Consider the following 13333-nt stretch of genomic DNA (forward strand, 5'->3'; position numbering starts at 1 on the left):
TATCTAAAAAATAATTATTCAAATAAATAAAAAAACTTAAATAAAATATTATTTAATCTTTATAAGAATATTTTTTAATATCAATTATTTTGTTATTACTTAGTTGATATATCGATAAATAATAAAATAAAAAATCTATATATTTTCTCTTTTAAATCTTATTATAAAATAATTATAAAGTAATTGGCAAATTAATAGAAAGATAAGATAAGATAAGATAATAATTTTTAGAGCTAAAAAAATAATTTAAATTGAAGGGGATAAAATGAGTTTTCTAAGAAACTTAAAGGTTAAATCAAAGTTATTATTAATTTTGATAGTGTTTACTGTTGTTGCTATTACTATTTCATGGCGAGGATTATCTACATCATCATTATTAAATAGTGAAATTACCGATATTATAGATACAAATGTTCCAAGAATTGAGTTTGCAAATCAAATTACAATTGCTTTAATGTCTATGCAAAGAGTTGAAAAAAATGCAATTTTAGCTGAAAATGATGAAGAGACAAAAAAATATATTGATAGATTTGAAGAGTATGATAAAAGATTTGATGCTATGGCAAAAGAATTGAGTGCTGTAGCTTCAAAAGAGGGGAAAGAGTTTTTACAAAGATGTATTGATAGTAAAAACAAATATGCCAAAATTGCAAATGAAATATTTGATTTAACTTTAGCAAAAAATAATAGTGAAGCAATACTATTGTCTCAAACTAAAGGAAGAGAAGAAGTTGATAATTGTGAGAATCTTTTAAATCAACTTGTAATGATGAATAAGGAAATGTTAAAACAAAAAGATGAAATAACAAACAAATTATATGAGAGTTCAAGAGATATAATAATAGCAATATCTATAATAGGTATTTTAATAACAATTGTTTTATCTTTATTGATTTCTTCAATGTTAGTAAATGCTTTAACAGTTTTTAAAGATGGACTATTTAGTTTCTTTGCTTATTTAAACCGAGAATCAACAAAAGCAGAATTAATAAACCTAGACTCAAAAGATGAATTTGGACAAATGGCAAAAGTGGTAAATGAGAATATAGTAAAAACACAAAAAGGAATAGAAGAAGATAGAAAACTAATAGATGAAACAATAGCAGTATTAGGTGAATTTGAACAAGGTGACCTTTGCCAAAGATTAAACCTAAGTGTTTCAAACCCAGCATTGATGCAGTTAAAAGAAGTTCTAAATAATATGGCTTCTAATTTAGAGAATAATATAGATAATGTATTAAAAGTATTAGAACAATATAGTAACTATAATTACTTAAATAAAATAGACCAAAAAGGTTTAAAAGAACACCTTTTAAAACTAGCAAGTGGTGTAAATAACTTAGGTGACTCAATAACGCAAATGTTAATCGATAATAAAACAAATGGATTAACTTTAGATAAAAGCTCTAATATTTTATTAGCAAATGTAGATAAACTAAACCTAAGCTCAAATGAAGCAGCAGCATCTTTAGAAGAAACAGCAGCTGCTTTAGAAGAGATAACAAGTAATATAAGAAATAATACAGAGAGTATTGCAAAAATGGCAAGTTACTCTAGTAATGTAACAGCTTCCGCAAATCAAGGTGAAAAATTAGCAAATGAAACAACAGTTGCTATGGATGAAATAAATAATCAAGTTAATTTGATTAATGAAGCAATAAGTGTTATAGATCAAATAGCATTTCAAACAAATATTCTTTCTTTAAATGCAGCAGTTGAAGCAGCAACAGCAGGAGAAGCAGGAAAAGGATTTGCAGTTGTTGCTCAAGAAGTGCGAAACCTAGCATCAAGAAGCGCAGAAGCAGCAAAAGAGATAAAAGCAATAGTTGAAAATGCTACAAGTAAAGCAAATCAAGGGAAACAAATAGCGACAAATATGATAGAAGGTTATAAAGAATTAAATCAAAACATCATAAATACAATTAACTTAATTTCTGATATTGAAATGTCAAGTAAAGAACAATTATCAGGAATAGAGCAGATAAATGTAGCTGTAACGCAACTTGACCAACAAACACAACAAAATGCAAATGTAGCAATGCAAACTCATACAATTTCTACTATGACAGACCAAATAGCTAAATTGATTGTTTCTAGTGCTGATGAAAAAGAGTTTATTGGAAAAAATGAAGTAAAAGGTAAAGATATTAATGAATCAAAAGAGTTGAATAATAATCAAAAAGTAAAATCATTAAATTCGCCATTTGTAAATAAAAAGAGTTCAAATAAATCAGAAAAAGATACAAAAGTAGTATCTAAAAATAATGATAATGATTGGGAAAGCTTTTAAGCTTTCCTTATTTAATAAGTTTATATCCAATAGATCTTAGATTTAATATCATTCCATTTTTAAGCTTTTTTTTCAGTTTATGAACAATTGTTCTCATGCTAACTGCTTCCATCTCTTTGTTGTCCCAAACATATTCATGAATCATTTCATTTGTAACTGTGTTATTTATATTTTTTACAAGTAGGCTTAAAAGTAATTTTTCTTTACTTGTCAGTTCTATTTCATTGTTTGATTTAAATAAAGTTTGCTCAAGTAAATTAAAGGAAAAGTCATAACCTAACTCTACTATAAAATCACTATTTTCATCTTTTCTTATATGACTTAAATGATATTGGATTCGCAAAAATAGCTCTTCAAAATCAAATGGTTTTTTAATATAATCATTACAACCTAAAGTGTAAGATTTTTTGATATTTTCAATATCAATTTCAGCACTTATCATAATAATTGGAACAGTTAAATCATCTTTTCTAATAAATTCTAAAATCTTGTGTCCGTCAAATCCCAAAACATTTAAATCCAAAATATATAAATCATATTTACTATTTAAAATCACATCAACAGCTTTGTATCCATCACTAAAACTATCGACAAAAAAACCTCTATTTTGTAGTGAAATTTTTATGATTTTATTTAGAGCAAAATCATCTTCAAGTAAAAATATTTTCATAAAATTTTTCCTTTAGAAATCAGATCTTTTGGAAAAATGTAGCTAAAAGTTGTTTGATTGTTTAAAGAGTTTACCTCTATTCTTATCTCATATTTATCACAAATCTCTTTTACAATACTAAGTCCTAATCCAAAACCTATATTTTTATCTTTTTGTTGATAATAAGCATTAAAAATTGCTTTTGTATCAAGGATTTCTATTCCTTCATTTTTTATTTCAAGTTTATAAATATCATCTATAACTTCTAAAAGAATATCTATATTTGAATCTTCAAAAGAGTATTTTATGGCATTTGAAAGGGTGTTATCAATAACTCTTTCTAACTCATAAGAATCCATCAAAATATCGAACTCTTCATGAATATCTAAACTCATGTCTATATTTTTTACATTTGCCATTTCATCAAAAAAAGCAACTCTTGAAGATAAAAATCTTACTAAATTTATATTTGATATTTCAGAAACTCTTTTCTTTTTTTTACTTAGATAATATAAATCATTGTAGATTGAAGATAAAGATTTACTTGAAGCTTTGATTGTTTCAAACTCCTCTTTATGACCTAAAGTTGATTCTAAATTATCGATATTTAGATTTATTATACTAAGTGGAGTGTTCATTTCATGGATGATTTTTTTTAGGAAAAAATCTTGTTGTTCTAAAAGATTTGAGATAGTTTTTTTACTTTCAAAAATATTTAATTGAGTTTTTATTCTTGCAAGAACTTCTTCTTTTTCAAAAGGTTTAGTTATATAATCAACTCCACCATTTTCAAAAGCTTTTATTTTACTTTGCACATCGTCTAAAGCACTAATAAAAATAATAGGAATATCTTTTAAATTCTCTTCATTTTTAAGAAGTTTACAAACCTCAAATCCATCTAAATTTGGCATTTTTATATCTAAAAGAATTAAATTTGGAGGATTTACTTTTGAAGAGTTTATAGCAAATATTGCATCTGTTGAAGCTCGTACTAAATAATTTTCTTCTTTTAAAAGAGTATTTAAGTAGTGTAAATTTTCTGTTTTATCATCTATTATTAGTATTGTGTATTTTTTATCCATATAATTATTCTTTTTACATATTGTAGTTTGTTAAGATTATATGGAAAAATTAATTAGGATTTAGTTTGAAATTAAAGAATTTATTTATGTTGCTGTTTATTTTAAATACAGTTTCTTTTATTTGTGTTGCATTTGTTATAAATAAATATCAAAAAGCCACAATAAAACTTGAAGATGCTTATAATATGCAATACAAATCTTTAATACTTGCAGATGAGTTAAGACAAAGTAGTGATGATTTAACAAGAATGGCTCGAACATATGTAATAACTGGAAATCCTATGTTTGAAGAACAATACAAAACTGTTTTAGCCATACGAAACGGAGAACTTCCAAGACCAAAAAGATATAATGGAATTTTTTGGGATTTTTTGACTTTAGAAGGGACAAAACCTTTACTTGATGGTGAAAAAATACCACTTCGAGAACTGATGAAAAATGCAAATTTCCCAGAATCAGAGTTAAATCTACTTTTTACTTCACAAAATGAATCAGATGATTTAACAAATCTTGAACACAAAGCCATGAATGCAATAAAAGGAATTTTTCAAGATGAAAATGGAAATTATACAATCAAAGGTGAGCCTGATTTTGTTTTAGCTAAAGAATTAATGCATTCATCACAATATCATCTTGCAAAAATAAGAATTATGGAACCACTTGATAGGTTTTATAAAGCCTTTGAAAATAGAACAAAACAAAAAGTTGAAGAGGCAAAAAAGAGTGTAAATGAACAAGAGTTTAATGTAAATGCAATAGTTATTCTTTCAATAATTTTGTTTTTAATGTCATTTTTTATCATTTTATTTAGAATTATTTATCCTATGGATTTACTTAGAATCGTGATGTTAAAACTCTCATCAAATGAAACAAATGTAGAAATAGAAAAAAATGAATTTGATGATGAAATGGGAGATATGATAGGAGCTGTTGAGATTTTCAAAGAAAATACAGAAAAACTAATCACAAGTGAACATCAACTAAAAATTGCAATGGAAGATGCCAAAAATGCAAACCAAGCAAAATCAATATTTTTAGCTCGAATGAGCCATGAATTAAGGACTCCACTAAATGCAATTTTAGGTTTTGCAAATATCTTAAAAAAATCAATGAACGCCACAAATCAGGAAAAAGAGAATCTAAATATCATCAAAAAAAGTGGTGAACACTTACTAAATATCATAAATGAGATTTTGGAACTTTCAAAAATTGAAGCTGGGAAAATAGAAATCAATCCTAAGAATTTTGATTTTTGTGAGTTAATAAAAGAGATAGAGGATATTTTTGCTTTAAGATGCAAGAGTAAAAATCTAAAATTTACTATAAATCAAACAAATAATTTGCCAAAATTTATAAAAGCAGATGAGCAACGACTGCGGCAAATTTTAATAAATCTTTTAGGAAACTCTTTGAAATTTACAAATGAAGGACAAATTTTTTTAAATATTTATTCTTTAAATAATAAGTTATTTTTTGAGGTAAAAGATACGGGAATTGGAATTGACCTAAAAAATCAAGAAAAAATCTTCAAACCATTTGAGCAAGTAAAACTAGATAATTACACACAACAAGGAACAGGTTTGGGTCTTGCAATTACAAAAGAATTAATCGCATTAATGGGTGGAACGATTTATGTTAAAAGTCAAATAAACAAAGGAAGTGAGTTTTATTTTAGTATCAATTATGAGAAAGTAGATAATGGAGAATTAAGTTTGAATTCTCAAATAAAAGAGATAAAAGGAATAAAAAATTCTGAAGATAATAAAACAATTTTAGTAGTTGATGATATAAAAGAAAATAGAGATTTAATAGTGCAACTTTTAAGTTTTTATGGCTTTAAAACTCTCGAAGCAAATAGTGGATTGATGGCTCTTGAGGTTTTTGAAAAACAAAATGAAAATGAAAAAATAGATTTGATTTTTATGGATATTTTGATGGAAGATTTAGATGGTTTAGAAACTATAAGAATTATTAGAGAAAAACAAAATGGTATAAATATTCCAATCATTGCTTTAAGTGCAAATGTTTTTGAAGATGATAAAAAACAAGCAATAAAAGCTGGAGCAAATGACTTTTTACCAAAACCAGTTGAAGAAAAAGAGATTTTGCAAATACTTCAAAAATATCTAAAACTAGAGTTTGAATATGAAGAAAAAGAGCAAATAAATGAGATATCTCAAGAGTTAAAAAATCTTCCAAAAGAGTTTTTAGAAAAACTAAATAAAGAAGTTTTATTGATGAATAACGATGAGATTTTAAACCTGTTAAAAGAGCATAACTTATCGAAAAAACTACAAAATTATATAAAAAATTTAATAAATGAGTTTAAATATCAAGAATTATTGGATTTTCAAAAAATCTAAAATAATTTGTTTATGGTCAAAAACTAACTTCTCAAGTGGTATTTCATCTAACTTATAAACATAAACCTCTTTTGCGTCATCTTGTGCAATAGGTTCTCCATAAGCTTTACAAACATAAACCACAGAAGCTGTGTGAAATCTTTCATCTCTTGCGGGGTCTGAATAAACTCCAAGAAGTGATTCAATAGTAATATCAAGTGAAGTTTCTTCTTTCATCTCTCTTATAACTGCATTTTCAACAGTTTCACCAATATCCACAAATCCACCTGGAATTGCAATACCTAAAGGTTTGTTTAATCTTTCGATTAAAACTATTCCTTGAAATTTTTCATTTTCATCATATAGTTTTATTATTCCATCAACTGCTAAAAATGGTGTTTTTATCATCTGTTTTTCCTTTTTTAGATATATTAAACTGTGAGATTAAAGTTAAGACTAATTTCTTATATTAGACATCATTAAATTAGGAATTATGACATTCATCTAAAAAATATTGATTATTTCTCCACTCTAATTTTTCGTAGGTAATATTTAACTTTGAAGACAACTCTTTTATAGTTGGCAAATACACTTTTGGAAAGCTATCTCCCAATATTATAAATTTTAAAGAATCAGAAATATCAACAAAAATATTTTTATAAAAATTATTCTCAGTTTTTTGAATTAAAATTATTCTAAATTCATTTTCATCTTTATAATCTAAATGTTTTTGGAATAAAAAATTTTGATAATTTTCTTCTATATTGTTTATAACTACTTGTCTCACGCTTAAATCATCATCATAAATATATAAATCTTCAAAACTAATTTTTTTATAATTTATATTTTTACCATAAATTAGATAATCGTTTGATAATTGATTCTTGATAGTTTTTATGAGTGATTTTTTTGAAAAAACTAAACAAATTCCTGAATGATTTTGACCATATTGTGACCACATTCTAGGTTTTTCATATCCTTTATTCTTTGAATTTTTACAAAAAGATAAAAAAGGTGCATTTTTAATAGTATTATCAATTAAATCCATTGATTTATTAAATAAAGAGTCATTAATATGTCCTAATCCTGTGGCAGAAGTTAATCTATCTTTATATTCATATGGGTCATTAGTAGAATGAAAAAAACCAAATTTTAATTTTTTATCATTTAGTATATATTCCATTGCAGTTTCTTTTTTTGTGTAATGAAATATTGCATCATCAGAATTTAGAAAATTTGTTAATTCTTCAGTCATTAAAATTTTCTTTTTTAATACTCTCAATAATGTTCTTAAAAATAGGCAAGTTATACCTAATCACATCTTCAATGATATTATCATCAGTACTATCATAATCGTGAGCTATATAATTTCTAACTGAACTAATACCTTTCAAATCTTCATTTGTGAAGTTTTCTAGTATTTTGAATTCATTATCATCTTTTAGTTTTGCAAACTGTTCAGCAATTCTTATAATATTCATTCTAATAGCTGGTTTTATGATTTTATCTTCTATTGCTTGAGTTATTTTTAGATTACTTTCATTGATAATAAAATCAATATTTTCAATACATTCTAAAATCTTATCTAGTCTATGTATTACTTTACACATAAATTATATCTTTTAAAATTTTTTTATTTGAATCAGGTACAAAATCAATCTCTTTTTTGAATATTGATTTTAATTCATCTTTGATTGAGTCGATTCTTAGAAGTTTAGAAAAGCCACCAACATATTTTTTTGAGAACTCTTCATAGTTTAATTTATAAGCAATATCAATGTCACTATATTCAGTTTCATTATCTTTTGCATAACTTCCAAAAAGACCAACTATTTCTAAGCCTTCTTGTTGATATATTGGTTTTAGTTCTTTTAATTTATTTAGTATTTCTTCTTTTTTCATAGGAAAGATTATATCATAAAATATTTTATGATTTTTTCTAATAAAATCAAAAAACACCTCTTGTCTAAAATCTATACACCAACTATTTCCAACCTACAATAAAAACAACACTAAAACAACACTTCTTTTTTATACTTCTTTTGTAAATAAAATAAAGGAGACCAGATGAAAAAACTATTTGCAAAAGCAATCGTAACTTCTGCATTGTTAGGTGGTATGATAGTTCACGCTGCTGATACTATTAAAGTTGGAGTTTTACACTCACTTTCAGGAACTATGGCTATTAGTGAAACAACACTAAAAGATACAGTTTTGATGTTAATTGAAGAGCAAAATAAAAAAGGTGGAGTTTTAGGAAAAAAACTTGAACCAGTTGTTGTTGATCCTGCGTCAAATTGGCCACTTTTTGCTGAAAAAATGAGAGGATTATTAACAAAAGACAAAGTTGATGTAACTTTTGGTTGTTGGACATCAGTTTCAAGAAAATCAGTTCTTCCAGTTGTTGAAGAGTTAAATGGATTATTATTTTACCCAGTTCAATATGAGGGTGAAGAGTCTTCTAAAAATGTATTTTATACAGGTGCTGCGCCAAACCAACAAGCAATTCCAGCAGTTGATTATTTAATCAACGAAATGGGTGTAAAAAGATTTGTTCTTGCAGGAACTGACTATGTTTATCCAAGAACTACAAATAAAATCTTAGAGGCTTATTTGATGTCAAAAGGTGTTAAAAAAGAGAATATTATGATTAATTATACTCCATTTGGTCACTCTGATTGGCAATCAATTGTATCTGATATTAAAAAGTTTGGTTCAACTGGAGTTAAAACAGCAGTAGTTTCAACTATCAATGGTGATGCAAATGTTCCGTTTTATAAAGAGTTAGGAAATCAAGGTATAAAAGCTGAAGATATTCCAGTTGTTGCATTTAGTGTTGGTGAAGAAGAACTTTCAGGAATTGATACAAAACCACTTGTTGGACATTTAGCTGCGTGGAATTATTTTGAAAGTGTAAAAACACCAGAAAATGATAAATTTATCGCAAACTGGAAAAAATTCATCAAAGATGATAAAAGAGTTACAAATGACCCAATGGAAGCAACATATATCGGATTTAATCTTTGGGTAAAAGCTGTTGAAAAAGCTGGAACTACAGATGTTAATGCAGTTTCAAAAGCAATTATTGGATTAGAAGTTCCAAATTTAACAGGTGGAACAGCTAAAATGCTTAAAAATCACCACCTAACAAAACCTGTTTTCATAGGTGAGATTCAAGAAGATGGGCAATTTGAAACAGTGTTTTCTACAAAAGAGATTGAAGGTGATGCTTGGTCTGATTTCTTACCATCATCAAAAGATGTAATTTCAGATTGGACAGCTCCAATTAATTGTGGAAACTACAACACAAAAACTAAAAAATGTTCAGGGCAAAACTACTAATAAAAATATAAAGAAGAGTTAACTCTTCTTTATAAAATCTACATAGGATTAACAAAATGAAAATTTCAATTTTTAAAATAATTTTTCTTAATTTATTACTCCTATCATCTTTATTTTCTTCAACATTTGAAGAAGATATAAAAGCTTTAGATACAAAAAATTTCAATGAAAAAGAAAGTATTGTAAGTAATCTAGCTACAAATTATAGTGAAGATGATAGATTGGTGTTACTTTTAACAAAAATGCTTGATGGAGATTTATATATCAAAAATGATGATAAAGATGTTTTGGTTTTAGTAAAAAAAGAGACAAATTCTTTATTTACAAAATCTTTAATTAGTGGAAAAGATTTAGAATCTTTAGAAGAATCAAGTTTAGAAAAAGTAAAAACAAACAATAAATTAAGAAGTGTTATAAAAAGTCTACTTTCACAGATTGACCTTTTTTCTTCAAATATTGACAAAAGATTAAGTTCAGCTAAAAATATTTTACAAAATGTTTCAAAAGATGAAGAAGAGATAATAAATAAAGCTTTATCAAAAGAGAAAGATAGTGATGTAAAAGAGATTTTATTTGAAGCTAAATATATCATAGAAGCAAAATATTATACAGGTGAAACTCAACTAAATGCAGTAAAAAATTTAGGAAGTTTTATCTCTTCAACTTCACTTGCTACTTTAAAAGAGATTTCTCAATCAAATGAATCTAGTGAAGAGTTGAAAAAAGTTGCAAATAGTTCTCTTGCGGATGTTGAAAATATTAGAACTTTTTATTCATTTTTGGAAACAGCATTTTTTGGACTTTCACAAGGTAGTGTTTTATTACTTGCAGCTATTGGTTTAGCAATTACATTTGGAGTTATGAAAGTAATAAATATGGCTCATGGTGAACTAATAATGATTGGAGCATATACAACATATACAATCCAACAGCTAATGCCAAATTTAATCGAATATTCGATTATCATCGCAATTCCTGCTGCTTTTATTGTAAGTGCAATAGTTGGAATTTTAATTGAAAGATTAGTTATAAGACACTTATATGGAAGACCACTTGAAACACTTCTTGCTACTTTTGGAATTAGTTTGATTTTACAACAAGTAGTTAGAACTATTTTCTCACCACTTAATCAAGAGGTGAAAACTCCATCATGGATGAGTGGAGCTTTAGAGATAAATAGTGCTTTATCTTTGACATATAATAGACTTTATATTGTGATTTTTGCATTAGTTGTGTTTTTAGCAGTTCTGTTTGTGATGAAAAAAACAAGTTTAGGTTTAAAAGTTAGAGCAGTTTCTCAAAACAGACCAATTGCAAGAGCAATGGGAATAAAATCTAGTTACATTGATGCCCTTACTTTTGGAATAGGTTCTGGAATTGCAGGAGTTGCAGGAGTTGCTTTAAGTCAGTTAACAAATGTAGGACCAAATCTTGGACAAGCATATATTGTAGATAGTTTCATGGTTGTTGTTTTTGGTGGAGTTGGTAATTTATGGGGAACTTTAATAGCAGCATTTTCACTTGGAGAAATAAATAAATTTATCGAACCATTTGCAGGTGCAGTTTTAGCAAAAGTTATTATTTTAGTATTCATAATACTATTTATTCAGAAAAAACCAAGAGGACTTTTCCCACAAAAGGGAAGAGATGTTGAGGAGTAGAAGATGAGAAAACAACCATTAATTTTAAAAGTTTTAGAAAATGACAAAGGTGGGAAAATAGTATTATCTATCCTTGCTGTTGTAGTATTTGTAGTTTCATTTTGTAATTTAGTAATTCCAAGTGATTCTGTGTTTCATATATCTACTTTTACAGTAACACTTCTTGGAAAGTATTTAGCTTTTGCACTTTTAGCTCTTGCTCTTGATTTGGTGTGGGGATATTTAGGAGTTTTAAGTTTAGGGCATGGATCATTTTTTGCTCTTGGAGGTTATGCTTGGGCTATGTATTTAATGCGTCAAATTGGAGATAGAGGAGTTTATGGAAATGCAGAAATGCCAGATTTTATGGTATTTATGAACTTAAAAGAGTTACCTTGGTTTTGGTTAGGTTTTGATAATCCATTATTTGCTTTTTTGATGGTGATGTTTGTGCCTGCTTTTTTAGCTTTTATTTTTGGATGGTTTGCATTTAAAAGTAGGGTTACAGGAGTTTATCTTTCTATTATCACTCAAGCTTTAACTTATGCTTTAATGCTTGCATTTTTTAGAAATGATATGGGATTTGGTGGAAATAATGGTTTGACAGATTTTAAAGATATTTTAGGATTTGATTTATCAGCTGATACCACAAGAGTAGGGTTATTAATTATCACTTTTATAGCTTTGGCTTTGGGATATTTGCTTTGTAGATTTATAATTAATTCTAGGCTTGGAAGAGTTGTAATATCTATACGAGATGCTGAAAGTAGAGTGAGATTTTTAGGATATAGAGTTGAACAATATAAACTTTTTATCTTTGTTGTATCAGCAGTTTTAGCAGGAATTGCAGGAGCACTTTATGTACCACAAGTTGGAATCATAAATCCTGGAGTTTTCTCACCTTTATTTTCTATTGAGCTTGTTATTTGGGTTGCAATTGGTGGACGAGGAACACTTTATGGAGCAATAATTGGAGCAATAGTTGTAAGTTTAGCTAGTTCTTATTTTACATCTGTTCTTCCAGAAGTTTGGTTATATGCTTTGGGAGCTTTATTTGTAATTGTTACTTTATATCTTCCAAAAGGTGTAGTTGGAATATTTTCAACATTGAAATCAAAAGTAAAGGCTTAAAATGAAACCATTAGAATTAAAAAATGAAGATAATATTGGCGATTTAAGAATAGGAAGTAGGATTTTACTGGTTGATGGAGTTAGTGTTAGTTTTGATGGTTTTAAAGCTTTGAATAATCTTAGTTTTTCTATAAATTATGGTGAACTAAGATGTATTATTGGAGCAAATGGAGCTGGAAAATCAACTATGATGGATGTAGTAACTGGAAAAACAAAACCTGATAGTGGAGAAGTTATTTTTGGGCAAGCTGTAAATTTGCTCTCAATGGATGAACCAAGTATTGCACAAATTGGAATAGGAAGAAAGTTTCAAAAACCAACAGTATTTGCTAATCATACAGTTTTTGAAAATCTTGAACTTGCAATGAAAGATGATAAAAGATTTTTTAAAACACTTTTTTCACGACTTAGTTCAACACAAAAAGATAAAATCGAAGAGACTATGAAACTAATAGGTCTAAAAGAGTTATATAACAGCCAAGCTGGAATCTTATCTCACGGTCAAAAACAATGGTTAGAAATTGGTATGTTAATCATGCAAGAACCAAAACTTTTACTTGTAGATGAACCAGTTGCAGGAATGACACCACAAGAAGTAGAAAAAACAGCAGAGATTTTGACAACTCTATCAAAAGAAAATGCTGTAGTTGTAGTTGAGCATGATATGGAGTTTATTAGAAGTATTGCAAAAAAAGTGACGGTTTTACATGAGGGTTCTGTACTTGCAGAAGGAAGTATGGATGCTATACAAAACAATGAACAAGTAAGACGAGTGTACCTTGGTGAATGATTTTAAGGCAAATTAATTTGCCTCTTTAGGGTTTTGTTCACTTTTAACAATTTTTCATAAATTGTGT

Annotated in this window: 12 protein-coding genes; 6 read left to right on the plus strand and 6 right to left on the minus strand. The window is 27.1% G+C overall.

The window, feature by feature from the left end; all coding sequences use genetic code 11:
* The first annotated feature begins 265 nt into the window (after positions 1 to 265).
* Positions 266 to 2290, plus strand: a complete 2025-nt coding sequence (locus CKV87_RS03960) for a HAMP domain-containing methyl-accepting chemotaxis protein (protein ID WP_012012533.1) — start codon at positions 266 to 268, stop codon at positions 2288 to 2290.
* A 7-nt stretch (positions 2291 to 2297) separates the two neighbouring features.
* Here the strand turns inward: CKV87_RS03960 and CKV87_RS03965 are convergent, their stop codons facing one another.
* Both CKV87_RS03965 and CKV87_RS03970 read right to left on the minus strand, forming a co-directional pair.
* A complete protein-coding gene (locus CKV87_RS03965; RefSeq protein WP_012012534.1) occupies positions 2298 to 2960 on the minus strand; it encodes a response regulator transcription factor in 663 nt (220 codons plus the stop codon).
* On the minus strand, positions 2957 to 4021 hold the full coding sequence (locus tag CKV87_RS03970) for a hybrid sensor histidine kinase/response regulator (protein ID WP_012012535.1): 1065 nt from the start codon (positions 4019 to 4021) through the stop codon (positions 2957 to 2959). Before CKV87_RS03970 ends, CKV87_RS03965 begins: the two co-directional genes overlap by 4 nt.
* A 65-nt stretch (positions 4022 to 4086) precedes the next feature.
* On the opposite strand from CKV87_RS03970, the gene CKV87_RS03975 reads away from it, so the two are divergent.
* A complete protein-coding gene (locus CKV87_RS03975) occupies positions 4087 to 6384 on the plus strand; it encodes an ATP-binding protein (protein WP_012012536.1) in 2298 nt (765 codons plus the stop codon).
* Here the strand turns inward: CKV87_RS03975 and CKV87_RS03980 are convergent.
* The 4 genes from CKV87_RS03980 to CKV87_RS03995 all read right to left on the minus strand — a co-directional run bounded on the left by CKV87_RS03980 (position 6361) and on the right by CKV87_RS03995 (position 8265).
* Complete coding sequence (locus CKV87_RS03980) at positions 6361 to 6771, minus strand: NUDIX domain-containing protein (RefSeq protein ID WP_012012537.1); 411 nt, start codon at positions 6769 to 6771, stop codon at positions 6361 to 6363. The two genes, CKV87_RS03975 and CKV87_RS03980, sit on opposite strands and share 24 nt — an antisense overlap.
* 76 nt (positions 6772 to 6847) lie before the next feature.
* Positions 6848 to 7618 carry a DUF2971 domain-containing protein gene (locus tag CKV87_RS03985; protein ID WP_012012538.1) on the minus strand — a complete coding sequence of 257 codons (771 nt, stop codon included), beginning with the start codon at positions 7616 to 7618 and terminating at the stop codon, positions 6848 to 6850.
* On the minus strand, positions 7611 to 7973 hold the full coding sequence (locus CKV87_RS03990; protein WP_012012539.1) for a HepT-like ribonuclease domain-containing protein: 363 nt from the start codon (positions 7971 to 7973) through the stop codon (positions 7611 to 7613). The genes CKV87_RS03985 and CKV87_RS03990 overlap by 8 nt, the downstream gene beginning before the upstream one ends.
* The gene (locus CKV87_RS03995) at positions 7966 to 8265 is read right to left on the minus strand and encodes a nucleotidyltransferase family protein (protein WP_144033638.1); all 300 of its coding nucleotides are present in this window, start codon (positions 8263 to 8265) and stop codon (positions 7966 to 7968) included. The genes CKV87_RS03990 and CKV87_RS03995 overlap by 8 nt, the downstream gene beginning before the upstream one ends.
* A 165-nt stretch (positions 8266 to 8430) precedes the next feature.
* Here CKV87_RS03995 and urtA point away from each other — a divergent pair, with 165 nt between their 5' ends.
* Genes urtA through urtD form a run of 4 tightly spaced genes read left to right on the plus strand, consistent with a single transcriptional unit; the run spans position 8431 to position 13266 of the window.
* On the plus strand, positions 8431 to 9705 hold the full coding sequence (gene urtA / locus CKV87_RS04000; protein ID WP_012012541.1) for an urea ABC transporter substrate-binding protein: 1275 nt from the start codon (positions 8431 to 8433) through the stop codon (positions 9703 to 9705).
* Between the two features lie 56 nt (positions 9706 to 9761).
* Positions 9762 to 11366 carry an urea ABC transporter permease subunit UrtB gene (urtB, locus tag CKV87_RS04005; protein ID WP_012012542.1) on the plus strand — a complete coding sequence of 535 codons (1605 nt, stop codon included), beginning with the start codon at positions 9762 to 9764 and terminating at the stop codon, positions 11364 to 11366.
* 3 nt (positions 11367 to 11369) lie between these two features.
* Positions 11370 to 12476 carry an urea ABC transporter permease subunit UrtC gene (gene urtC / locus CKV87_RS04010; RefSeq protein ID WP_012012543.1) on the plus strand — a complete coding sequence of 369 codons (1107 nt, stop codon included), beginning with the start codon at positions 11370 to 11372 and terminating at the stop codon, positions 12474 to 12476.
* 1 nt (position 12477) lies between these two features.
* Positions 12478 to 13266 carry an urea ABC transporter ATP-binding protein UrtD gene (gene urtD / locus CKV87_RS04015; protein ID WP_012012544.1) on the plus strand — a complete coding sequence of 263 codons (789 nt, stop codon included), beginning with the start codon at positions 12478 to 12480 and terminating at the stop codon, positions 13264 to 13266.
* Positions 13267 to 13333: the final 67 nt, after the last annotated feature.

The sequence above is a fragment of the Aliarcobacter butzleri genome (assembly GCF_900187115.1).
Taxonomy (GTDB): domain Bacteria; phylum Campylobacterota; class Campylobacteria; order Campylobacterales; family Arcobacteraceae; genus Aliarcobacter; species Aliarcobacter butzleri.